We start from the raw sequence: 23759 nt of genomic DNA, 5'->3' as shown, positions 1-23759 counted from the left end.
ATCATGCGTTTCTACCCGGTCAGCCAGGACGCGCTCCTGGTTGAATTGGCGAACCTGGACGAGACCCTTGCCCTGTTCGACTCTTTGCAGCAACAGCCCATCCATGGCGTGGAGGAACTCGTTCCCGCAGCCCGGACGGTGCTGGTGCATTTTCGTCCCGGCGCGGTCAGCCGCGAAGCACTTGCTGCGCAGATCGTCACGCGTGACGTGCACGGCAAGGCTCGCGCAGCGGGCAAGCTGATCGAAATTCCCGTGCATTACAACGGCGAAGACCTGGAAGACGTCGCCCGCGAACTGGGCATCAGCCGTGAAGAAGTGATCCGCAGGCACACCGGCAGCGATTACAACGTGGCGTTCTGTGGCTTTGCGCCCGGCTTTGCGTACCTGAGCGGCGGCCCTGAGTTCGTGGTGCCGCGCCGCAGTACGCCGCGCACCCGCATCCCCGCCGGTGCAGTGGCGCTGGCGGGCGGTTTCAGCGGCGTCTATCCACAGGCGAGTCCCGGCGGCTGGCAGATCATCGGCCTCACCGACGCCCGCATGTGGGATCTGGAGCGCGACGAACCTGCGTTGCTGCAACCGGGTTATCGGGTGCGCTTTGTGGACGCTGGTCCTGTTACCGAATCCGTTTCTGTGGCCGCACCTGCGCGTCGTCAGGCGTCTCACGCCACTGAACATTATCTGGAAGTGCTGTCGCCGGGTTTGCAGACCCTGTTTCAGGACCTTGGACGTCCCGGTCGCGCAGGGCAGGGGGTTTCGGCTTCCGGTGCCATGGACCGGGGCGCGTTGCGCGCCGCCAACCGTGCGGTGGGCAACGACCCGGCGAGCGCCTGCCTTGAAGTGCTCATGGGCGGTCTGACCTTCACCTGTCACGGTCAGACGGTAGCAGCCGTCACTGGCGCAACGGCTGCTGTGGAAGTCCTCACTGCCGAAGGCCAGCGGCTGCGTCCGGCGCTTTACACGCCGTTCGCCTTGCAGGAGGGCGATCAGGTGAGCATCGACTCGCCGTCCGCCGGTCTGCGCAACTACGTGGCGATTCGCGGCGGCTTCACGCAGGAACCGGTGCTGGGCAGCCTGTCAACCGACACCTTGGCTCAGGTCGGACCTGCGCCACTGGCAACGGGAGATCGTCTGGGCTTTCACCACACACCGGGCGGCGCGTCGGTGTCGCTCAGCGAGCAACAACCGTTCGAGATGCCTCGTTCCGATCAAGTCATCGTGCTGGATGTGGTCATGGGGCCGCGCAGTGACTGGTTCACCGCAGACGCTCAGGCTGTTCTGGCCGGGCAGACCTGGCAGGTCACGCCGCAATCGAACCGCATCGGCGTGCGGCTGGCAGGCGATCAGGCACTGGAGCGTTCGGTTCACGGTGAGCTGCCCAGCGAGGGCACGGCCGTCGGCGCGATTCAGGTGCCGCCCAGTGGCCAGCCGGTGCTGTTTTTAGCAGATCATCCGTTGACCGGTGGCTATCCGGTCATTGCCGTCGTGGCGCCGCATCACCTGGACCTGGCCGGTCAGATTCCGATCAATTCCCGCATTCGCTTCAATCCGTTGGGCGCGTTCGAGCCCGTGTGCCCAGCTCTTTCAGACGAGACCAATAACCAATGAAAAAGGTTCTGATTGCCAACCGTGGCGAAATTGCCATCCGTATCGCCCGCGCCTGCCGCGACTACGGCGTGGCCTCGGTGGCGGTATACGCCGACGCCGACATCGATGCGCTGCACGTACGCCAGGCCGACGAGGCTTACGGGCTGAATGGCGAGCGGCCTGCCGACACTTACCTGAACATCGAAAAACTGCTCGCGGTGGCGGCTCGTGCCGGTGCCGATGCTGTTCACCCAGGCTACGGTTTTTTGTCCGAGCGAGCCGATTTCGCCCGTGCCGTGATCGATGCAGGCCTGACCTGGATCGGCCCGGACCCGAGCACCATTGATGCGCTGGGCGACAAGGTCCAGGCCAGACGCATCGCCCAGAAAGTCGGCGCGCCCTTGGTGGCCGGTACTGAAGGCCCGGTCAACGATGCCAGCGAAGTGGTCGCCTTTGCCGAACAGTTCGGTCTGCCGATTGCGATCAAGGCAGCCTTTGGCGGCGGTGGTCGCGGTCTGAAGGTGGCGTGGAAGCTTGATGAAGTCAGCGAATTGTATGAGTCGGCCGTGCGTGAAGCGGTGGTGGCGTTCGGGCGCGGTGAATGCTTCGTCGAGCGCTTTCTGGACAAGCCTCGGCACATCGAAGCGCAGATCATCGCTGATCGCCACGGCCGGGTTGTGGTCGCCGGCACCCGCGACTGCTCGTTGCAGCGCCGCAACCAGAAGCTGATTGAAGAAGCACCTGCGCCGTATCTGGATGACGCCCTGCGTCAGCGCATTCATGACTCGGCCCGCGACATCTGCGCCGAGGCGGGTTATGTCGGTGCGGGCACCGTGGAGTTTCTGCTCAGCGCCGATGGCACGCTGTCGTTCCTTGAGGTCAACACCCGCTTGCAGGTCGAGCACCCGGTTACCGAAGAGACCAGCGGCATCGACCTGGTGATCGAGCAACTGCGCGTGGCAGACGGATTACCGTTGTCGTTTGAAGGCACACCGGTTCCGCGTGGTCACAGCTTCGAATTTCGTATCAACGCCGAAGATGCAGGCAACGGCTTTCTACCGACGCCGGGCTCCATCGATCTGTTTCAGCCGCCGTCCGGTCCGGGCGTGCGTCTGGAAAGCGGCGTCGAGCAGGGCTCTCGCGTGTCGCCGAACTTCGATTCGATGATTGCGAAACTGATCGTCACTGGCGCTACCCGCGAACAGGCAATCCGTCGTGCCCGCCGTGCGCTGGCCGAGTTTCGTGTCGAGGGCGTGGCGACCGTGCTGCCGTTCCATCGTGCGGTCATGGACCATGATGATTTCACTGCGGCCGACACGTTCGACGTGCACACCCGCTGGATCGAGACAGACTTTGCCGAGCAGATCACCCTGGCTCCGCGCAGCGTTGAGTCGGCTGACCCAGGCGTGTTACGCACCTTCGTCGAGATCGATGGCAAACGCCATGAACTGGGTCTTCCTGCCGCGCTGCTGCGTGGCGTCAGCGTGGGCGCAAGTGATGCCGTAATCGCACCGGCATCGGCCGAAGCGGTTGATCCGCACGCTGTCGTGACACCGGTCGCAGGCAATCTGCACAGCTGGGTGGTCAGTGACGGGGAAGCGGTTGAGGCCGGTCAGGTCATTGCCGTGGTGGAAGCAATGAAAATGGAAACATCGGTTCTGGCGCCTTGTGCCGGTCAACTGCAGATTACCGAACAGCCGGGAAGTTATCTGAACGCAAAGTTCCAGATCGGGCGCATCAACACAGATAGCTGATCAGCAACACCTTCTTTCTGCACTAACACAGTCGGGTCAATGACCCGACTGCTGCGTCGTGCCGCCAGAAATTCGTTCTACGCGTCACCGCACTGCTTATAAAAATAAAACCAATCGATTCAATCTGCCCTTATCCGGAGCATGACGGGAATGTCGATCAATAAGGCTTTTTGCTTAATCAGTACTTGTGCACTTACGTATCCACTGTTGGCCTCGGCGGACTTCATTGCCGATAGCAAGGCCAGCATGGAATTGCGCAACTTCTATTTCAACCGGGACTTTCGTAACGGGCCGCCGACCGCTCAGCGGGACGCGGCGAAGGAGTGGGCGCAAGGGGCGCTGTTTCGGGTCGAGTCCGGTTACACCGCTGGTACAGTGGGATTCGGTCTCGATGCCCTTGGCATGCTGGGTCTGAAGCTGGACGGTGGGGAGGGCTCGGGCGGCACGGGGCTGCTTCCTGCTGACCTCAGCTCCAGAAACGGCCGTGGCTCGCAGGATGAATACTCGAAACTTGAGCTGACGGCCAAGGCGAAAGTCTCCGAGACGGTACTGAAAGTCGGCTCTCTGGCGTTTCGCAGCCCGGTGGTGTCGAGCAATGATACCCGCCTGTTACCTGCTACTTTCGAAGGCGCAATGCTGACGTCCAAAGATATCAGCAACCTCAGCCTGCAAGGCGGCAAGCTGGAGCAGATCAAGCTCAACAGCTCTTCCAACTACCAGGACTTCACCGGCAACCGCATTGGCGGTACCAGTGATGACTTCACCTTTGGCGGCGGCACTTACAGTTTCAGCAAAACGCTGAGCACCAGTCTGTATTACGGCAATCTGGAGAACGTTTACCGGCAGTACTACGGCGGCGTTGTTTACGAGGTCCCGCTTGCAGATCGCCAGTCACTGAAGTTCGACCTGCGGTATTCGAAAAGCACCGAGGACGGCAACTTCCGCAACCTCGACAACCGTGCCGCCAACGGGCAAGTGTCCTACACACTGGGCAGCAGCGTATTCATGGCCGCGTACCAGCGCATGAGCGGTGATGATCCCTTCCCGTACATCGCCAACTCCGATCCGTATCTGGTGAACTTCGTCCAGATCAACGACTTTGCCAACACGCAGGAGAAGTCCTGGCAGTTGCGCTACGACTACAATTTTGTCGCACTTGGCATTCCCGGACTGACCTTCATGTCCCGCTATGTCAGCGGCGATAACGCACTGGTCGCAGGCAGTAACACCGGCAAGGAATGGGAGCGTAATACCGATCTGGCTTACGTTATCCAGAGTGGCTCGTTGAAGAACGTAAGCCTCAGGCTCAGGAACGCCACGGTCCGGTCCAACTTCGGCAACGATCTGGATGAAACACGCTTTATCGTGAGTTACACACTGCCGTTGTGGTGACAGATTTTCGAGACGCTCACCTCATGTAACAAACATCAGGCTGTGGGAGACGCCACTAAGTCGAAGGCGTGGCGGCGCCTCCCACACGGTGAACAACCCGGCACCCTGGTGACAGAAACTGTCCGTCTGCCCATTTACCATGGCGCGGACAAGGCAAAATCCTGGACGAACGATTGGCGCAGCGGAGACTGTTTCTTGCCTTGGCAAATGAACCAGTAGCTGATCGAGGAAATCCATCATGTCCAGTGTCGAGCCGCTTGATCCGTCGTTTCCGTTGAGCCAACAGATGGGGATCGATGCCGCACCCATCGTGTTGGTCAATGTTTGCACCCTGTCACCTGAAGATGAAGCAGCCTTTCTGGTCGCATGGGCAGCAGACGCCGCTTTCATGAAACGCCAGCCCGGTTTTATCTCGACGCAACTTCATCGTGCATTGGGCGATAGCCCGACCTATCTCAACTACGCGGTTTTCGAGTCCGCAAAAGCCTGGCGCACTGCTTTCAAGCACCCGGAGTTCCGCGAGATCGCCAAGGCTCATCCGCCGTCTGCCGTGTTTCGTCCGCATCTGTTTCAAAAAGTCGCTGTAGCCAATTTGTGCACAGCCTAGCGATTGCAATCTGTTGCCGTTGAATGACAGCCCGGGTAGATCACTGTCCCGGCGGTTTTTTACGCTGTAAGAGGAATGCATATGAAAGCTGTTCAGTTCAATGAATACGGTGGCACCGAGGTATTGAAGATCGTCGACATAGAGCCACCTCGCCCAGGCGCAGGTGAAGTGCGAATCAAGGTGCTAGCCGTCGGGGTCAATCCCATTGATTGGAAGATACGATCGGGCTACATGCATGACTTCATGCCCGTGACCTTTCCCGCCGGTGTCGGCTCGGAAGCAGCAGGCGTGATTGACGAGGTCGGCGAGGGCGTTTCAGGATTTGCGGTCGGCGATACCGTCTTTGGTTACGGACGGAATACGTTGGCGGAGCAGGCCGTGTTGAGAAGCTGGGCGCATGTGCCGCGCAGCATGCCAATCGATGTGGCGGGTGGTTTACCGGTCATTGTTGAGACGGCGACTCGCATTCTCGACCACGTCAAAATCAAGGCCGGTGAAACACTACTGATAACGGGCGCTGCGGGCGGGGTCGGATCGGCTGCCATCCAGATCGCACTGCATCGCGGCGCAATCGTGATTGGCACGGCGAGCGCTCCAAAGCATCCGTACATTCGCAGTCTGGGCGCTGTTCCGACGAGCTACGAACCCGGCCTTACCGAAAGGCTGCGCATGTTGGCGCCCAACGGCGTAGACGCCGCACTCGACCTGGCAGGGGCCGGCACGATAGCCGAGCTGGTGGCGATTGTCGGCGATGCTGATCGTGTTGTTTCCATTTCTGATGTAACGGCCCCGCAGCATGGCGCGGCGTTCTCAGGGAAATCGCTCGATCATCCCGAGCAGGCGTTTGCAGAGGCGGCGCAACTGTACGAGGTTGGATCACTCGACCTGCGCATCGAGCAGACCTTTGCGATGGAACAAATCGCCACCGCGCAACAGATCAGCGCCGCCGGGCATGTCACCGGCAAGCTCGTCATAACGATTCCTTGATCGAATCATCGAATCATCGACTCGCGGCCTGCATACGCAGGCCGCGACAGGTGTCGTATCTTTCGAGTCGAGTCGAGTCGAGTCGAGTCGAGTCGAGTCGAGTCGAGTCGAGTCGAGTCGAGTCGCACGGAGCACGGATCACGACAATTGTGATTCTCTGCTCGTCCGGACGCAGAGAGTTGAAATCCACGTCATACCCCGACAGAATCGCGCCCCGATCCGGCCAGTGCGTGCGGACGTTTTGATGAAAGGGGTTGCCGTTGAACGAACAGACATTGTCCATGCGCCTGGAGCGCGTGGCGGCGCACGTGCCTGACGGCGCGCGGCTGGCCGACATCGGTTCTGATCACGGCTACCTGCCGGTGGCCCTTATGCGTCGTGGCGTAATTGACGTTGCGGTAGCGGGCGAGGTGGCCGTCACACCGTTTTGCGCGGCCCAGCGTGTGGTGCACGAAAACGGTTTCGAACAACGGATCACTGTTCGCCTGGCCAATGGTCTGGCAGCCATCGAGCCGCACGACGGCATCACCGCGATCAGCCTGTGCGGCATGGGCGGCGAGACCATTCGCGACATCCTCGAAGCGGGCAAAGCGCGCCTGAGCGGCACCGAACGCCTCATCATGCAGCCAAACGGGGGCGAGCAACCGCTGCGCCTATGGCTGATGGAAAACGGGTACCGTATCGTCTGCGAAGAAGTGCTGCGCGAGAACCGCTTCGACTATGAAATCATCATCGCCGAGCACACCGGCCCGGTGATCTATACCGCAGAAGAGCTGTACTTCGGCCCGCTACAACTGCAGACACGCAGCCCGGCGTTTCTGGCCAAGTGGCAGCGCTTGCTGCAGCAACGGCAGAAAACCCTGACCAGCTTCGCCAAGGCGAAACAGGGCGTGCCTGAAGAGAAGCTGCAGGAGATCGAGCGGCAGATTCGCTGGATTGAAACGATACTGAGGGTTGTCACGCCCAGATGACTTTGCTTCTTGGCCTGGGGGCGGTGGTTGATCTGCGGAGGCGAAGTGTTGGACTGGAGGCTTTCGACTCGGCAACAGGTCGTTGAAAGCGTCTATGGATCTCGGGTTTTACGCTTTACCTGCTCATTTGCTCCATCATCAGCGGGGCAGGAATGGATAGCGTGTTGGTGTAATAAGTCTTGTACCCGTAAGCGGTAATGCGCACCCTGCACGGTATCGTGTCTTGCTTCGCGATCAACGGCTTTATAGCTTCATAGTCGTTCTGATTGCGCTGATCACCTTCAGGGGTAGTGTAATAAAAGACAAGATCAGAAACGAAGCCGTATGAGGTTTTCGTCCGACGTGTCGCTTCTACTCTTCCCTCTGCTTTTATATTTAATGGACGTGCCGAGGAAACGTCAGTGCCGTGCTCCAGAGAACATATGAGCATAGGGGTAAGTTGGTTGGCCTTCTCATAAGTACTGAATGCGTTCAGTAGATCGATATTCGACGAGAAGTTAACGGCGTAAAGATTTTTTTGGCCGGGTCCATAAGAAGATAAAGTCAGGTTGGCGGGCGGAACATCAGCCGTCTTGGTGCAGGCAGTGCACAGCAGCGCTGCAAGAAATATGAAGTTGTGCTTTTTAGTCATTGGCCAAAAATACCGTTTATGGATTCAAAAACCAGGTCGCACGCCGATTTTTTCCCCTGAACGGGTTCGATGAACATCCTGTCTGCAGAGGCGTGATGAATATCAGCGGTTTTATTCAGCGTTGTTCCGCCGGATATAATCCAGCGCTCTCCAAATTCTGCAACGCCGTCGGAGGAGTCGGGAACACTGGCGTTTGCTAAAATATTGATCCAGGTTTCAGCAATGGGCTGGGGCTCGGATTTATAAATATCAGAGCCTAGCCACACCCAAAAACCTTCTCCTACGGGGTCGAGTGTTACCAAAAACTTTATTTTGTAACCGGCCTCCGACAATATGCGCGACACGTGCGCTCCGTTCCATCCTCCAAGACTGTGGCCAATGATGTAAATAGGGCAAGATTTGTCAGGGATTTTTTTAGTAAAATACGTTTGAATGTCCCCGGCGCCTTTTGCATCTTTGTAACTTCTGAGCCAGCTGGTGTACTTTGATGACAGCTTGCTGTTGGCGCTTATTCTCTGGTCCAGAATGTTTCTGGCGCCATCGATATTGTGGAACGCACCCTGAAAGTAATATTTTTCCTGATCTGCAGCTCCGCCGATAAAGAAAACAATCGCTTTCTTTGTCGCAATCGGAACAGTTTTTACCGTGCTGTCATTTGCGGCTGTCAAAGTGTGTGTTTTTGCCAGCGTTGCTGTTTTGCCGTTCGGAAGAATGACTTGTTCTGCCTCCATATCTCAGTCCTCCACAAAAAGCTTTATTTGTTCAGCGCAATGGGCGCTTATCATATGCGTAAAACCCATGGAGTCGCTTGCGCCATGTTCGAACCTGCCGTCCGCGCGCTGGATGGTGTAGCCATGATTAATCATCGGTTCACCGGTAGACTCGTTGATCAGTCTGATCTTGTCATTGAAGGGCACAGGCATTGGAACTAATCCACTGAACGGCACAGGGGTGTGCGTATCCCCAATGATGACCGTCCCCGATCCGCCTATGATGACATTGCCATGGCTACCGGTACTGCCCAGCGTAGCGGCGTTCAAGCCGTTTATGAATACGGTTGAGCTTACCGCTCCTGTAATCGGGCTTCCACACGCGGATTTATCGTTGAGGCGAGCGGCAGGAAGGCCATCGAAAAATACATTGGGGGAACCGCCCACTATCGGGTTGATGCCGTGACTAGGAAGCGGGCAGCTAGTAGGGTCTGTCGCGCGTGCTGCAGGTTTTCCACTCATAAGAAATCCGTTTCAAGGTGTCGAGAAAGTGTCTAGTTAGCTACCTTAAGTGAAAGGCTTTGGCTTCTCTACTACCGCGCTAAGCTACCTGTGGAACATTGGTTAGACAATGGATATTTCAGGTCTCTAGCGACTGCGGCTCAACATATGGAGCCGGGAGGTGTTCCGGGTTGAGGAGGGTCAATAAATTCAGTCATGGGCCATGCGCCCCCCACCCCGGCTGAAAAAATTTTTCGATGTTGCAGTTCTATGGATTTTGTGTGTTTACGTTAGGCCGAAGCTTAAATGTGGTCCTGCGCTTTAGCCCCAGGTTGCACATGAGCAGGCTTCTATCCGATGAGCACTAAGCTTCGACCGCGTTCGAAACGGCAAGGGCGTACAGGAAAGTTTTGGTTTTTGCATTGTCGCTTGAGTGACACCCGTTTTTTTGCGGTATTGGCCGCGACGTAGTTTTGGTCGATCAGGAAGATTGTAATTAAGTATGAGTATCTTTTGGAATCTCACAGCGCTAGAGCCCAAGACAAATAGCCCCAGCCGCCACCAGTCCGCAAACGGCCCAGCGCTTCGCGCTCATTTCTTCGCCCAGAAACATCTTACCGATCAGCGCCGCGAACACCACGCTGGTCTCGCGCAAGGCCGACACGCCGCCCATGGCGCCTGACTGCATGGCCCAGATCACGATGCCGTAGGCGGCGATGGACACCAGTCCACCGAGCGCCGAAGAGCTGACAGCGGCGGGATGCTTTTTCAAGGACGCGGCCAGTTCGTTGAGCCCACGGCTCGCTACAAACAGCAACGGCATGGCCCAGAACGACATGAACATCCAGGCGGTGTAGGCCAGCGCCTGCCCCTGCGATTGCCGCACGCCGATGCCGTCGATCACGGTGTAGAGCGCGATCAGCACGCCGGTGGCAAGTGCAGCCAGAACGCCGGAGCGGGAGACATGGCGGTCCAGGAAGGCGAGCGTGAGAATGCCGCCCGATATCATGACGATCCCCAAGACATGCACAGCGCTGAGGGTTTCGTTGGCAAACAACGCAGCACCGAGCGTTACGAGCAGCGGGGAAGAACCTCGTGCTATCGGATAAGCCACCGCCAGATCACTATTGCGATACGAGCGCACCAGACTGATGTTGTAGACGATGTGCACCAGCCCGGAGGCCAGCAGATAGGGCCATGCCCCGGCGGCTGGCAAGGGCAGCATTATGACGGCCACGGTCGCCACCGACGCGATCATGATGCCCATCCAGGCCATGGACAGATGGCGGTCGCGGTTGCCGTGCAGCATGGCATTCCAGCCTGCATGGAGCACGGCAGCGAGTAGAACCAGACCGCCTGCGTAACTGAGCATGGTGTTTTCCGAGTGGGCAGTGCGAAGGAGGCGCCAGAAGCAAAGGCAGTGTTTATCTGTTCGGCAAAATATCTATCTTAGTACGGCCTGACAAACCAGATAAATTGGCTGCTCACGTTAGCTTGGCTATTGCGAATGAAACGAGAATTGCCCCCGCTCAATGCCTTGCGCGCTTTCGAAGCGGCTGGCCGTCTGGGCAGCTTCAAGGAGGCCGCAGCCGAACTGCATGTCACGTCCGGAGCGATCAGTCAGAGCGTTCGTCTGCTTGAGGACTGGCTGGGCTCGGCGTTGTTTGAACGACACAACCGTCGGGTCGTTCTGACTGCGGCCGCCAGAGCGTATCTGGCTGAAATCGGGCCGTTGCTTGAACAGATCGCGCTGGCGACGGCGCGGTTCGGCTTGCCTGATCCGGCCCCGCGCACGCTGCTGGTGAATGCCCTTGCGACCTTCACGTTGCGCTGGCTGGTGCCGCGACTTGATGCGTTTCGCGCCAAGCATCCCGGCATCGATGTGCAGGTGCATACCTCGAACAAGGCCGTGGAAAGCCTGAAGGAGCCCTACGACATCATCATTCGCGGTGGGCCGGACACGCTTTATGGCTATCGGACCCGCGTATTCCTGCGTGAAGACAGAATTCCTGTGTGTAGCCCGGCGCTTCTGAAGCGACTGCCGTTGAATACCCCAGAGGACCTGAGACACCACACGCTGCTACATACCTCCAGCTTGCCAAGGTTGTGGCCTGACTGGCTGGCGAGCGCCGACGTTCCGGCATTGCAGCCAGCTGCGGGCGTGGTGTTCGATCACTTTTATCTGACCTTGCAGGCTGCCATCGACGGATTGGGCATCGCGATGGGGCCCGCGGCGCTGGTTGCCAGTGACCTGCAGGCTGGAAGGCTGGTGACGCCCTTTGCCGGGCCGCGCCTCAAGTCGCGCAGTTACTGCGCCTATGTGCCTGACGAAAAACTGGACGATGAAACGGTGCAGTTGTTCTGTGCGTGGCTGGAGGGGCAGGGTGACGGTTGAGTAAAGGGCTGCCCGTGTCAGCAGGTCTCACCCCGGACGTTGCAGGGCAGTATCTCCAGCGCACGCCACTCTTTGATCATCTGGCGACGATTGCGCGTGTAGCGTTCGGTCAGGACCTGCGCTTCTGCAATGTCGTCCATGTCGATAATCCGGTATTTGCTGTCACCTTCGCACCACGCCGCCAGATGACGCCTGGACTCGATGAAGCCGAGCATGATCGGCCAGATGGTCTGCGGATCCTTGGGCGCATGTTCGATTGAAAGCGTGATGCTCAGCTTGCACTGATCACGCAACGCACGGCGGATCTCGCTCAGGTCGATGGTGGATGAAGCGCTGAACGGCCTGCTGATGTAGAACGTCTCGTCCTCCAGCGTCGGCCGCATCTCCACCGGCAGAACGGCACTTATCTTGGCCAGGGCGTTTTTCACGGCGAAGGCGAATTTGTCGTCGGTCTGGCGGCTGACCCACTGCGCGCCAATCATCAAGGCTTGAATTTCCTCCTCCGTGAACGACAGCGGAGGAAGCAGAAAACCGGGCTTGAGGATATAGCCCAGGCCCGGTTCTCCCTCGATGTCGGCTCCCATGCCTTGCAGGGTTGCGACATCACGGCGGATGGTGCGCAGCGAAACGCCCAGCTCCTGCGCGAGGGACGCCCCCGAGACGGTTCTGCGATGTCGGCGAAGCGCTTGCATCAATTCAAACAAACGATGACTTCTGGCCATGCCTACTCCATCGCGATAACACCTTTGCCACCGAATTTGCGTCCTTGTTCAATGTCGGTGATCAGGTTGATCGCGCTACTCAAGGGAACGACTTCACCCACCGGGACCCTGAATCTGCCCTGGCTGGCGGCTTCGGCCAGCTTATCCAGAATCTCGGCGCGTGGCGAACCTATGATGGGCTTGAGCCTACGGTCGAAGAGGGCATGTATGAATTTGCCGGGGCTGGGGTTCAGGTCAAGGAATACGCCGCCGGGCCGTAACATCGCAAGGCCTTGAGATACGCTCAGGGTGGCCGCGGTGTCCAGCACCACATCAAAACGGGTGCTGATGGCTGAAACAGGCGTCGTCCGATAATCGTAAACCGTATCCACACCCAACGCCCTGGCCTTCTGGATATCCCTGGCGCTGCAGCTGCCTGAGACGGTGGCACCTAGATAACGCGCAATCTGCACCGCCGCTTCGCCGACCGCGCCCGAGCAGCCGTTGATGAACACGTGCTGGCCTGCCTGCAGCTTTGCCTTGTCGACCAGTCCGTTCCAGGCCGTGATGCCCGGCGTGCCGATGCAGGCGGCATCCTCGAACGAGAGCGACTCGGGTTTTATGGCCAGAAAGGCTTCCTTGGTCACGACTGCCTGAGCAAACGCGCCGCTTTCCTTGAAACGGGCCAGTCCCATTACTGCGTCGCCTACCTTGAGCCGAGTGACGTCCGCGCCAGCCCTGATAACCGTGCCCGAAAAATCCATGCCCATCGCCCGAGGAAAGGTCTTGCCGGTGACAATCTTCATGACCCCGCTGCGCAATTTCCAGTCAATCGGGTTGATGGCGGCGTACCTGACCTGCACCGCCACTTCGTCCTTTTCGGGGCTGGACAACTCGAAATCTTCGAGCCGCATCAACTCCGGACCGCCGTACTTGCTGTACTGAATGCGTTTCATGAGATGTCTTCCCCGTTGAGTGTGGGGATGACACTACACAGCGACAGGGACAGTTTTTGTCACCATGATGGGCGGGCTGTTGATGCGTTGATGATCGTTCCCATCGCTCGTGCGTGCTAACGACGAGCGCAGAGCGTGGGAACGATCATCGTCGCATTCCTCCAGTAGGATTTGTGTATGACGTTGAGCGCGGAGCATCGGCACGGATCAGTATTCAAACAGACTTGTGTATCACTGCAACGGCTGCTCATACCTCTGCTGAATACGCTCCAGTTCACCGGACTGACGCAGGGTTTCCAGAGCGCTGGCCCATGAGGCAACCAGTTCGTCTTCACTGTCCTGACTGAAGGCGATGTAGAGCGAGGAGCGATACAGCTCGATAGGAACCTGTCGCAGTGTTCCGGGGGCGATGTTCAGTTGTCGGCTCTGGTAGGCCACGCCCGCAGCGGTGTCGCCGATGATGATGCTGGTGCGACCGTTCAGCAGCATGCGGTAGAGCTGTACGCTTTCGGTGGCGCTTTTATCGAGGTTTCTAAAGCCCAGTGACTGCAGCATGTCGGGCAGCAGACCTGCGTGCCGGGTGGTGATCTGCGGCGCGTGCAGCAGTTGTTCGAGCGAGGTGACTGGCGGTGCCGTTGCCAGTTGATAAGGGTGTATCGACTCTTCCAGGATGGGGCCGACCCACTTGTACAAGTGCTCGCGCTCTGGAGTGCGAAACATGGAGTACATGATGGTCCTGGGCCGCATCTTCAATATGTGACTCGCCCTCATGCTGGGCGCCAGCACGATAGTGAATTCGTGCCCGGTGACCTTCATGATTGCGCGGACTATCTCGGTGGTCATGCCGGTAAGATGACCGTTCTCTGAATAATTGTAGGGCGCCCATTCTTCAGTCACGACCTGATAGTGATCGGCCCTGGCAGGCGCGCTGAGCAACAGACACAACAGTACTGAAATCAGTGTCGAATAATTCACATGGCCTGCCTGGTGGGCTGTTCGATCACTCAGGTCGGATCGACAGTCAAGACAAGCATAGACTCAAGCGAATGGCTTGGCAGCCCGGGTGGCAGGGAAAAATATGCATTTGGATTCAGTGCCCACCGAGTTCCGGTTTATTACGGCGGCTATCGAACCGCAACATCTGCCCCCGGCGCTTGCCAGCCACCCCCGAGTGCCTTGAAGGCAGCCACGGCGGCACGGGCGGTTTCGGTCTGGGCCAGGGCTCTGGCGTCCGATGTCTGAAGCATCGTTTCGTCGGCGCGCAACACGTCGATCAGGCTGGCTGCCCCGTTCTGATAGCCCGCGAAGGACGACTGTCTTGCTGCAGTCAGTGCCTTTTCACCCCGGCTGAGAATGGTCGTCTGACTCGTGCGATTGATCAGCGACGAGAACGCATTCTCGACATCTTCGGTGGCTCGCAAAACGGACTGTCGATAAGCGGCCAGGGCTTCTGCTTCTGCGCCCTTGGCCTGGTTGATCTGCGCGTTGACGCGGCCGAAATCGAACAGCCTCCAGCGCAGTCCCAGTACGCCTGCCGACTGGCTGGCACCGCTGCTGAACAGGTTGCCGCTCGACACCGCTGTCGCACTGCCGAGCAGGGCGCTCAGCGAAAGCTTGGGGTAGTACTCGCTGACTGCCACACCGATACGGGCGCTGGAAGCGGCAAGGCGGCGTTCAGCGACCATAAGGTCAGGTCTGCGGCGCAAAAGATCGGCAGGTGTGCCGGTTGCGATGAGTGGTGGGGCGCCCGGTATCGCTTTCGCTGCCGCCAGTTTCGTGCGGTGGGTGCCAGGAGGTACGCCCAGCATGACGTCGAGGGCATTCATGGCGGCATCCAGTCCTGACTGCAGAACAGGCACGGTCGCCTGAACCTGCGCGAGTTCGCCTTCGGTCTGGCGCAGTTCGTACTCGGGTGACAGACCTCTGTCGTACAGCATCTGCACTTTCTCCAGCAGATCCTGCCGGGTCTTGACCTGCCGTTGCGCGATGTCCAGTCGCGTTTGCAACCCGCGAATCATGATGTAGGTATCAGCCGTTTGCGCTGCAATCGCCAAGCGTGTGGCCGCAACGCCCGCCTCGGATGCCTGATAGTCAGCCAGTGCGGCTTCGCGGCCGCGCCTCAGTCCGCCAAATACGTCCAATTCCCAGGCGGCGTTGAGGTTGGCTTCGTATGCATTGCCGTAGCGATCAAAGCCCGGGGTTGAGTCCAGTACCTGTCCGAGCGGCGTTTCCACTGACTGATAGGCGCGCGAAGCCTGCCCGCTGACGTTACCCGATGGCAGCAGCGCAGCAGTGGCCGCGCTGAGCCCGGCGCGCGCTTGAGTCAGCTGCGCGCTGGCCTGAGCCAGTGTGAGGTTCTGCGCCAGCGCACTGGAAACGAACTCGTTCAACAGTGGGTCGGCAAAACTCTGCCACCAGGCCGCATTATCGAGCTTGAGCGCTGTAGAATCCGGCCTTGCGTCAGGTCGAGCCAGATAATGAGCCGACACAGGAGCGTCCGGACGCTGGTAATCCGGACCTACGGCGCAGCCCGCCATCAGGCTGGCACTCATCAGTAGTGCGTACGTGGAGAGCGGGCGCATTGAGATTTCCTTGGGATGAACAATTGTGACCATATTACAATTTGGTCACTTGTTGTCAATCAGGGCTTGCGGAGCTAAGCTGGAAACATGACTAAGCATATCGATACGACCCCATCACGCGGACCGTCCGACCACAGCGTTCGCGATCAGGTCGTGGAAGCGGCCACCGAACACTTCGGTCACTACGGTTTCGAGAAAACCACAGTGTCCGATCTTGCCAAGGCCATCGGTTTTTCCAAGGCCTACATCTACAAGTTCTTCGACTCCAAGCAGGCCATCGGCGAGGTGATCTGTTCCAATCGCCTGGCCATGATCATGACCATCGTCGATGCGGCAATCGCAGATGCGCCAACCGCCTCGGAGAAGCTGCGGCGCCTGTTCCGCGCGGTTGTCGAGGCCGGTAGCGATCTGTTCTTTCACGACCGCAAGCTGCACGACATTGCCGCCGTCGCCACCCGTGACAAGTGGCCGTCCGCGCTAGCGCACGATGCCCGTTTGCGCGAACTGATCCAGCAGATCGTTCTTGAAGGGCGTGAGTCCGGCGAGTTCGAGCGCAAGACGCCACTGGATGAAACCGTTCATGCCATTCATCTGGTGATGCGTCCCTACATCAGCCCGGTCCAGTTGCAGTACAACCTGGATATCGTGCCCACAGCCCCCGTGCATCTGTCCGCGCTGATACTGAGAAGCCTCGCCCCATAACGTTGTGACTATTGACTAAATTGGTCACTATCTAGAGAATCGGATTCCTGCTCACCTTAAAAGTTAGGGATCCCATGCTCCGGCTCATACCTGCAACGCTCGCCGTTTGTGCTCTGCCCTTCGTTCTGACCGCGTGTGGCGACTCGTCGAGCGTGCGCGATCCTCGTACGCAACCTCCGTTGGTGAGAAGCGCCGCGGTTGCGAGCGCCAGTGACGGCGCTCGTTCGTTCACAGGCGTGGTGGTCGCTCGCGTGCAGAGTGACCTCGGGTTCCGAGTCTCCGGGAAGGTTCTGGAACGTCTGGTGGACACGGGGCAGACCGTCAAGCGCGGCCAGCCGCTCATGCGTCTGGACCCGGTCGATCTTGGTCTTCAGGCGCAAGCCCAGCAGCAGGCTGTGGCAGCTGCCGTGGCGCGGGCAAAACAAACGGCAGACGACGAAGCCCGCAACCGGGATCTGGTCGCTGCCGGCGCCATTTCCGCATCCGCCTACGACCGGATCAAATCGCTGGCTGATACGGCCAAAGCCGATCTCAGTGCTGCGCAGGCGCAGGCTGCTGTCGCACGCAATGCCACCGGCTATGCGGTGTTGCTGGCCGATGCCGACGGCGTCGTGGTCGACACCCTCGCAGAGCCCGGACAGGTCGTCAGCGCAGGGCAGCCGGTGGTGAGACTCGCCAAGTCGGGTCAGCGTGAGGCCATTGTCCATTTGCCGGAAACGTTGCGGCCTGCAGTCGGTTCTGCAGCGCAGGCGCGGATGTACGGAAACAACGCCGAGGTGGTCCCCGCGAAACTACGGCTGCTGTCCGACTCGGCCGATCCACTGACCCGAACCTTTGAAGCCCGTTACGTACTCGACGGTGCCAACGCCGTCGCTCCGTTGGGTTCGACTGTCACGCTCGAGATTGATGATGGCAAGACCTCCATGCAAGCGCTCGCGGTGCCCATTGGCGCCCTTCATGACGCAGGCCAGGGGGCAGGCGTGTGGGTGATTGCCGGAACACCGACAAAAGTGTCATGGCGCGGCGTGCAGTTGCTGGGCCTGAGCGACGATTCAGCCCGAGTGACAGGTGGCTTGAAGCCCGGCGAACAGATCGTGGCGCTCGGTGCCCATCTGCTTCACGAGGGCGAAGAGGTGCTGGTGCTGCAACCGAGTACTGTCGTTGCCGGAGCGAAGCCATGAGCTCGGGCCGTTTCAACCTCTCGGCGCTGGCCGTTCGCGAACGGTCCATCACGTTGTTTCTGATCTTCCTGATCGGCGTCGCTGGTACGCTCTCCTTCTTCAAACTGGGGCGCGCCGAAGACCCGCCGTTCACGGTCAAGCAACTGACGATCATTTCGGCATGGCCCGGCGCAACCGCACAGGAAATGCAGGATCAGGTCGCTGAGCCGCTTGAGAAGCGCATGCAGGAACTGAAATGGTACGACCGCAGCGAGACCTACACTCGCGCCGGTCTGGCGTTCACCATGGTCTCGCTGCAGGACAAGACTCCGCCGTCCCAGGTGCAGGAAGAGTTCTATCAGGCGCGAAAGAAAGTTGGCGATGCAGCGAAGACTCTGCCGGCAGGCGTGATCGGTCCGATGGTCAACGACGAGTTCTCGGACGTGACCTTTGCGCTCTTTGCCTTGAAGGCCAAGGGCGAACCGCAACGCCTGCTGGTGCGCGATGCCGAAGCCCTTCGTCAGCGGTTGCTGCACGTACCCGGCGTGAAGAAGATCAACATCGTTGGAGAGAAGGCCGAGCGCATTTTCGTGTCGTTCTCCCACGAGCGGCTCGCTACGCTGGGTGTTTCGCCGCAGGACATCTTTGCTGCGCTCAATACCCAGAACGTATTGACGCCTGCGGGCTCCATCGAGACCGATGGGCCTCAGGTGTTTTTGCGTCTGGATGGCGCGTTCGACAAGCTCGAGAAAATCCGCAATACACCGATTGCCGTGCAGGGCAGAACCCTCAAGCTGACGGACGTCGCGACCGTCGAGCGCGGTTATGAGGATCCTGCCACGTTTATGGTCCGCAGCCAGGGTGAGCCCGCCTTGCTGCTGGGCGTCGTGATGCGCGATGGCTGGAACGGGCTTGACCTCGGCAAGGCACTGGATGCCGAGACCGCCAGCATCAACGCGGCCATGCCGTTGGGCATGACGCTTTCCAAAGTCACCGACCAGTCCGTGAACATCGCTTCATCGGTCGATGAGTTCATGATCAAGTTCTTCGTCGCGCTGTTGGTGGTGATGCTGGTCTGTTTCCTCAGCATGGGCTGGCGAGTGGGCGTGGTGGTGGCGGCTGCCGTACCGCTGACTCTGGCGATTGTGTTCGTGGTCATGGAAGCGACGGGCAAGAACTTCGACCGCATCACCCTGGGCTCGCTGATTCTGGCGCTGGGCCTGTTGGTGGATGACGCGATCATCGCCATCGAAATGATGGTGGTGAAAATGGAGGAGGGCTACGACCGCATCAAGGCCTCGGCCTACGCCTGGAGTCACACCGCAGCGCCCATGCTCGCCGGTACGCTGGTCACGGCGGTCGGTTTCATGCCCAACGGTTTTGCCCAGTCCACGGCGGGCGAATACACCAGCAACATGTTCTGGATCGTCGGCATCGCGCTGATTGCGTCCTGGGTCGTCGCCGTCGTGTTTACGCCTTACCTGGGCGTGAAGTTGCTGCCTGACATCAAGCCGGTCGAAGGCGGTCACGCCGCGATTTACGACACGCCACACTACAATCGTTTCCGCCGGATTCTGGCTCGGGTCATCGCTCGCAAATGGCTGGTCGCAATCGTGGTGATCGTGACCTTTGTCGTCGCGGTGCTGGGCATGGGGCTGGTCAAGAAACAGTTCTTCCCGACCTCGGATCGCCCGGAAGTGCTGATCGAAGTGCAGATGCCGTACGGCACCTCCAACGAGCAGACCAGCGCCACCACGGCCAAGGTCGAGGCGTGGCTGCATAAGCAGGACGCGGCGAAGATCGTGACGGCCTATATCGGCCAGGGCTCGCCGCGTTTTTATCTGGCGATGGCGCCTGAATTGCCCGATCCATCGTTTGCCAAGATCGTCGTGCTGACGGACAGCCAGGAATCGCGTGAAACGCTCAAGCACAGCATTCGCGAAGCAGTCGCGCAGGGGCTGGCACCCGAAGCGCGGGTGCGGGTGACACAACTGGTGTTCGGGCCGTATTCGCCGTTTCCGGTCGCGTACCGTGTTGCCGGTCCCGATCCTGACAAACTGCGCGAGATTGCGCAGCAGGTACAGACTGTCATGCAGGACAGCCCAATGATGCGCACCGTCAACACGGACTGGGGCTCGCGCGTACCGACGCTGCATTTCTCGCTGAATCAGGATCGCCTGCAGGCCGTCGGGCTGACGTCCAGCGCGGTCGCCCAACAATTGCAATTCCTGCTGTCCGGTGTGCCGATCACCTCGGTGCGCGAAGACATTCGCTCGGTCGAGGTCATGGGCAGGGCTGCCGGGGATATCCGTCTGGACCCGGCGAAAATCGCAGGCTTTACCCTCGTGGGTTCCGGTGGTCAGCGCATTCCGCTCTCGCAGATCGGCGAAGTCGGCGTGCGCATGGAAGACCCGATTCTGCGTCGTCGTGACCGTCTGCCCACCATCACCGTGCGCGGCGACATTGCCGAGCATCTGCAGCCGCCGGATGTGTCATCGAAGATCATCAAGGAGTTGCAGCCGATCATCGACAACCTGCCGGCCGGTTACCGCATTGATCAGGCCGGTTCGATCGAGGAGTCGGCCAAGGCGACCGTGGCATTGCTGCCGCTGTTCCCGATCATGATTGCGGTCACCTTGCTGATCATCATCCTGCAGGTGCGTTCGATGTCGGCGATGGTCATGGTGTTCATGACCGCGCCACTGGGGCTCATTGGTGTAGTACCGACCTTGCTGCTGTTCAATCAGCCATTCGGCATCAACGCGCTGGTGGGGCTTATCGCGCTGTCCGGCATTCTGATGCGCAACACGCTGATTCTGATCGGGCAGATCGACCAGAACGAAAAGGATGGGCTTGATCCTTTCCATGCCGTGGTGGAAGCCACCGTGCAGCGAGCGCGTCCGGTGCTGCTCACGGCACTCGCCGCGATCCTGGCGTTTATCCCGCTCACGCATTCGGTGTTCTGGGGCACGCTGGCGTACACACTGATCGGCGGCACGCTGGGCGGTACGGTCATGACCCTGGTGTTCCTGCCAGCCATGTATTCCATCTGGTACAAGATTCGCCCCGATCAAGAGCCGCAGGCTTCGCAACCCGTATCCACTGACGCACCTATGACGAGGACCTGAGCATGAACAATCACCAAGGACAAAAGCGCATTGTCGTCACCGGCTGCGGAGTGGTCGGGCCGTTGGGCTGCGGTGCAGAAGAAGTCTGGCGCAGGTTGCTGGAAGGACAGTCAGGTATCCGTGCGCTCGACGACGCGGTCAGTGACGGCACAGGCGTCTCGGTCGCAGGCCAGGTGCCGACGCTTGAACACGATCCGATCGCAGGTTACGACCCGGATCGCGTGATCGCGCCGAAAGAACGCAAGAAAATGGACCGCTTCATCGAATTCGCGCTGGTGGCTGCGCACGAGGCGTTGGAGCAGTCCGGTTGGCATCCTGAAACCGAGGCAGAGCAGCAACGCACGGCCACCATCATTGCCTCCGGCGTCGGCGGGTTCGGGGTGATTGCCGATGCCGTACGCACGACAGACACGCGTGGACCACGTCGCTTGTCGCCGTTCACTGCGCCGTCGTTTCTGGCCAACATGGCAGCGGGGCATGTCTCGATCCGCTACGGTTTCAAGGGGCCGCTGGGCGCGCCGGTGACGGCCTGCGCAGCCGGTGTGCAGGCGATTGGCGACGCAGCGCGGCTGATCAGAAGCGGCGAGGCGGATATTGCGATTTGCGGCGGGACCGAAGCGGCAATCGATCGCGTCACGCTGGGTTGTTTTGCCGCTGCGCGGGCACTGTCCACCGGGGTTGCCGACCGGCCTCAGGAGGTCTCGCGCCCGTTCGACCGGGACCGCGACGGGTTCGTCATGGCTGAAGGCGCAGGGCTGCTGGTCATCGAGTCGCTGGAGCACGCGTTGGCACGAGGCGCGATGCCGATTGCAAAACTGGTGGGATACGGCACCAGCGCCGACGCCCACCACCTGACCGCAGGCCCCGAAGACGGCAATGGCGCGCGCCGGGCCATGGAGCAGGCGCTGCGTCAGGGCAGCGTGGATCCTTCAGAGGTGCAGCATATCAACGCCCACGCCACCTCGACACAGGTCGGCGACAAAGGTGAGCTTGCTGCGATTCAGGCGGTGTTCGGTGCAGGCGCCAAGGTCGCGATCACCTCGACCAAGTCCGCCACCGGGCATCTGCTCGGTGCCGCAGGCGGGATCGAGGCAGTGTTCACTGTTCTGGCGCTGCGCGACCAGATCGTACCGCCGACACTGAACCTCATCCACCCGGATGAAGCGGCCGATGGCCTGGATCTGGTGGCGCTGACCGCCCGCAAGATGCCGATCACCCATGCGCTGTCGAACGGGTTTGGTTTTGGTGGCGTGAATGCCAGCGCGTTGTTTCGGCGGTGGTCGTAGCTACTGTATGGAACGTCGTGTTGATCCACAGCGAAACCTGACGGTGAGAAATGTCTTTGTGTCTGACACGGCTCGGTCTGGCAACGAACATCGGACTGTGCGAGGAGGGGCTTGCCCGCGATGAGCGGTAACGCGGCTTTCCTGATACACCGAGTCGACTGCATCGCCAGCAAGCCGCCTCTTATCAAAAAACCTGTAACTCATTGAAGAAAAATGATTTGTGGGAGCGGACTTGTCCGCGAATGCTGTAATTCAGCCGATGAATATTCATCGGATGTACAGGCCTTTTCGCGGACAAGTCCGCTCCCACCTAGTTTGCTGCGCGACAGCGCTACGTCGAAGAGGTCGTGGCGCCTCCCACACAGATCGCATTATTCAGCGTAGCAAGTCAGTTTTAACCAAGAGAGCCATCAATGAACAACGTGACGGATAACGATGTGAACGTGGCACCCACAGGCAAGGTGATTGCACTGCTGGCGGGCCTCTCGGCCCTCAGCATCCTGTCCACCAATATCATCCTGCCTGCCTTTCCCGAGATGGCAGCCCAACTGGGCGTGTCGTCACGCGAACTGGGGCTGACGTTTTCCAGCTTCTTCATCACCTTCGCTCTGGCCCAACTGGTCGTCGGCCCGTTGGCGGATCGCTACGGACGAAAGAAGCTGGTGCTGGGCGGTCTGTCGGTCTTCGTGATCGGCACGGCAGTGTGCGGCTTCGCCCAGTCGTTCGAGATACTGATCGTCGGACGCGTGATCCAGGCACTGGGGATATGCGCAGCCGCAGTACTGGCCCGAGCTATTGCGCGGGACCTGTTTCAAGGCGAAGCACTGGCGCGAGCGATGTCGCTGATCATGGTTGCGACCGCCGCAGCGCCTGGCTTCTCGCCATTGCTGGGTAGCGTGCTGACGACCGCGCTGGGATGGCGCGCGATCTTTGTCATCGTCGCAATTGCCGCGCTGTCGGTCGCGCTGATTTACAGCCGTACGCTGGGCGAAACGCTGCCAGCCTCCAGCCGCGTTTCGCGCTCGGTGCCTGAAGTGTTCGTCGCCTACGGCCAGCTGATGCGGGACCGTCGATTCATCTTGCCTGGTCTGTCGGTGAGCCTGTTGATGAGCGGGCTGTTTGCCTCTTTCGGCGCTGCACCAGCGATTTTGATGATCGGGATAGGGCTGACGTCTCTGGAGGCAGGGTTCTACTTCGCTGCCACCGTCTTCGTGGTCTTCACCGCAGGCATCGCAGCTCCCAGGCTGGCCCACCGATTCGGCATTCGGAACGTCACCGCGACAGGCTTCGCCATTGCACTGTTCGGCGGACTGTTGCTGTTGCTGGGGCCGGTGAACCCGAGCCTGGGCACCTACACCTTGTCGATGGTTATCTTTCTGTGGGGCATGGGCCTTGCCAATCCGCTGGGCACTGCCATCACCATGGGACCTTACGGCGCACAGGCAGGGCTCGCCTCAGCGCTGCTGGGCTTTCTGACCATGGGCTGCGCGGCGGTTACCACGTGGCTGGGATCGGCACTGACCTATCCGGCCGTGACCACACTGGGCGGGATTCAGGTGGTGGTGTGTGGTGTGGCGTTGGGGGTGTTTGTGGTGAGCGGCGCAAATACAAAGCAGACAACTTGAACGGCGGCTAATCGTAATAGTTGAAGACGCATGCAGTGGCTCTAGGTCATGGCCTTCCGTCAAGCCTGCCTAAAGTTTCCAGCGTTG

At 59.6% G+C, this 23759-nt stretch carries 20 protein-coding genes; 12 read left to right on the top strand and 8 right to left on the bottom strand.

Features of this window, described 5'->3' with window-relative positions:
* The first annotated feature begins 3 nt into the window (after positions 1–3).
* The 6 genes from CFBP1590_RS18030 to CFBP1590_RS18005 all read left to right on the top strand — a co-directional run bounded on the left by CFBP1590_RS18030 (position 4) and on the right by CFBP1590_RS18005 (position 7295).
* Positions 4–1605 (top strand): 5-oxoprolinase subunit B/C family protein, encoded by a 1602-nt coding sequence (locus CFBP1590_RS18030; protein WP_088235655.1) that lies wholly within the window; start codon positions 4–6, stop codon positions 1603–1605.
* A complete protein-coding gene (locus CFBP1590_RS18025) occupies positions 1602–3338 on the top strand; it encodes an ATP-binding protein (RefSeq protein WP_088235654.1) in 1737 nt (578 codons plus the stop codon). Before CFBP1590_RS18030 ends, CFBP1590_RS18025 begins: the two co-directional genes overlap by 4 nt.
* A 150-nt stretch (positions 3339–3488) precedes the next feature.
* Positions 3489–4730, top strand: coding sequence for an OprD family porin (locus CFBP1590_RS18020; RefSeq protein ID WP_088235653.1), 1242 nt, complete (start codon positions 3489–3491; stop codon positions 4728–4730).
* Positions 4731–4968: 238 nt separating this feature from the next.
* On the top strand, positions 4969–5337 hold the full coding sequence (locus tag CFBP1590_RS18015) for an antibiotic biosynthesis monooxygenase family protein (protein ID WP_058431807.1): 369 nt from the start codon (positions 4969–4971) through the stop codon (positions 5335–5337).
* Positions 5338–5418: 81 nt separating this feature from the next.
* The gene (locus CFBP1590_RS18010) at positions 5419–6324 is read left to right on the top strand and encodes an NADP-dependent oxidoreductase (protein ID WP_088235652.1); all 906 of its coding nucleotides are present in this window, start codon (positions 5419–5421) and stop codon (positions 6322–6324) included.
* 260 nt (positions 6325–6584) lie between these two features.
* Positions 6585–7295, top strand: coding sequence for a tRNA (adenine(22)-N(1))-methyltransferase (locus tag CFBP1590_RS18005; protein WP_029243956.1), 711 nt, complete (start codon positions 6585–6587; stop codon positions 7293–7295).
* A 115-nt stretch (positions 7296–7410) separates the two neighbouring features.
* Here the strand turns inward: CFBP1590_RS18005 and CFBP1590_RS18000 are convergent, their stop codons facing one another.
* The 4 genes from CFBP1590_RS18000 to CFBP1590_RS17985 form a co-directional block, all read right to left on the bottom strand.
* Positions 7411–7926, bottom strand: coding sequence for a hypothetical protein (locus tag CFBP1590_RS18000; RefSeq protein ID WP_029243957.1), 516 nt, complete (start codon positions 7924–7926; stop codon positions 7411–7413).
* Positions 7923–8657 (bottom strand): alpha/beta hydrolase family protein, encoded by a 735-nt coding sequence (locus CFBP1590_RS17995; RefSeq protein WP_029243958.1) that lies wholly within the window; start codon positions 8655–8657, stop codon positions 7923–7925. The genes CFBP1590_RS18000 and CFBP1590_RS17995 overlap by 4 nt, the downstream gene beginning before the upstream one ends.
* Before the next feature lie 3 nt (positions 8658–8660).
* Positions 8661–9158, bottom strand: a complete 498-nt coding sequence (locus tag CFBP1590_RS17990) for a PAAR domain-containing protein (protein WP_088235651.1) — start codon at positions 9156–9158, stop codon at positions 8661–8663.
* Positions 9159–9666: 508 nt separating this feature from the next.
* Positions 9667–10509, bottom strand: a complete 843-nt coding sequence (locus tag CFBP1590_RS17985; RefSeq protein WP_088235650.1) for an EamA family transporter — start codon at positions 10507–10509, stop codon at positions 9667–9669.
* Positions 10510–10644: 135 nt separating this feature from the next.
* On the opposite strand from CFBP1590_RS17985, the gene gcvA reads away from it, so the two are divergent.
* Positions 10645–11532, top strand: a complete 888-nt coding sequence (gene gcvA, locus CFBP1590_RS17980) for a transcriptional regulator GcvA (protein ID WP_088235649.1) — start codon at positions 10645–10647, stop codon at positions 11530–11532.
* Positions 11533–11549: 17 nt separating this feature from the next.
* Here the strand turns inward: gcvA and CFBP1590_RS17975 are convergent, their stop codons facing one another.
* The 4 genes from CFBP1590_RS17975 to CFBP1590_RS17960 form a co-directional block, all read right to left on the bottom strand.
* Entirely contained in the window at positions 11550–12254 is a 705-nt protein-coding gene (locus CFBP1590_RS17975; RefSeq protein WP_004882838.1) for a helix-turn-helix transcriptional regulator, read from the bottom strand.
* 2 nt (positions 12255–12256) lie between these two features.
* Positions 12257–13189 (bottom strand): NAD(P)-dependent alcohol dehydrogenase, encoded by a 933-nt coding sequence (locus CFBP1590_RS17970; protein WP_088235648.1) that lies wholly within the window; start codon positions 13187–13189, stop codon positions 12257–12259.
* Positions 13190–13420: 231 nt separating this feature from the next.
* Positions 13421–14164 carry a substrate-binding periplasmic protein gene (locus CFBP1590_RS17965; protein WP_088235647.1) on the bottom strand — a complete coding sequence of 248 codons (744 nt, stop codon included), beginning with the start codon at positions 14162–14164 and terminating at the stop codon, positions 13421–13423.
* A 149-nt stretch (positions 14165–14313) separates the two neighbouring features.
* Positions 14314–15771, bottom strand: coding sequence for an efflux transporter outer membrane subunit (locus tag CFBP1590_RS17960; protein WP_029243964.1), 1458 nt, complete (start codon positions 15769–15771; stop codon positions 14314–14316).
* A gap of 87 nt (positions 15772–15858) precedes the next feature.
* Between CFBP1590_RS17960 and CFBP1590_RS17955 the strand changes: the two genes are divergently transcribed.
* The 5 genes from CFBP1590_RS17955 to CFBP1590_RS17935 all read left to right on the top strand — a co-directional run bounded on the left by CFBP1590_RS17955 (position 15859) and on the right by CFBP1590_RS17935 (position 23672).
* Positions 15859–16473: a TetR/AcrR family transcriptional regulator gene (locus tag CFBP1590_RS17955; protein ID WP_029243965.1), complete on the top strand. Its 615-nt coding sequence runs from the start codon at positions 15859–15861 to the stop codon at positions 16471–16473.
* A gap of 74 nt (positions 16474–16547) precedes the next feature.
* Positions 16548–17654 carry an efflux RND transporter periplasmic adaptor subunit gene (locus tag CFBP1590_RS17950; protein WP_029243966.1) on the top strand — a complete coding sequence of 369 codons (1107 nt, stop codon included), beginning with the start codon at positions 16548–16550 and terminating at the stop codon, positions 17652–17654.
* Positions 17651–20761 (top strand): efflux RND transporter permease subunit, encoded by a 3111-nt coding sequence (locus tag CFBP1590_RS17945; RefSeq protein WP_088235646.1) that lies wholly within the window; start codon positions 17651–17653, stop codon positions 20759–20761. Before CFBP1590_RS17950 ends, CFBP1590_RS17945 begins: the two co-directional genes overlap by 4 nt.
* Positions 20762–20763: 2 nt before the next feature.
* On the top strand, positions 20764–22047 hold the full coding sequence (gene fabF / locus CFBP1590_RS17940; RefSeq protein ID WP_088235645.1) for a beta-ketoacyl-ACP synthase II: 1284 nt from the start codon (positions 20764–20766) through the stop codon (positions 22045–22047).
* Positions 22048–22460: 413 nt separating this feature from the next.
* Complete coding sequence (locus tag CFBP1590_RS17935; RefSeq protein ID WP_088235644.1) at positions 22461–23672, top strand: multidrug effflux MFS transporter; 1212 nt, start codon at positions 22461–22463, stop codon at positions 23670–23672.
* Positions 23673–23759 lie beyond the last annotated feature (87 nt).

The organism is Pseudomonas viridiflava, from assembly GCF_900184295.1.
Taxonomy (GTDB): domain Bacteria; phylum Pseudomonadota; class Gammaproteobacteria; order Pseudomonadales; family Pseudomonadaceae; genus Aquipseudomonas; species Aquipseudomonas viridiflava.
This window is presented reverse-complemented; position numbering and strand designations above follow the sequence as displayed.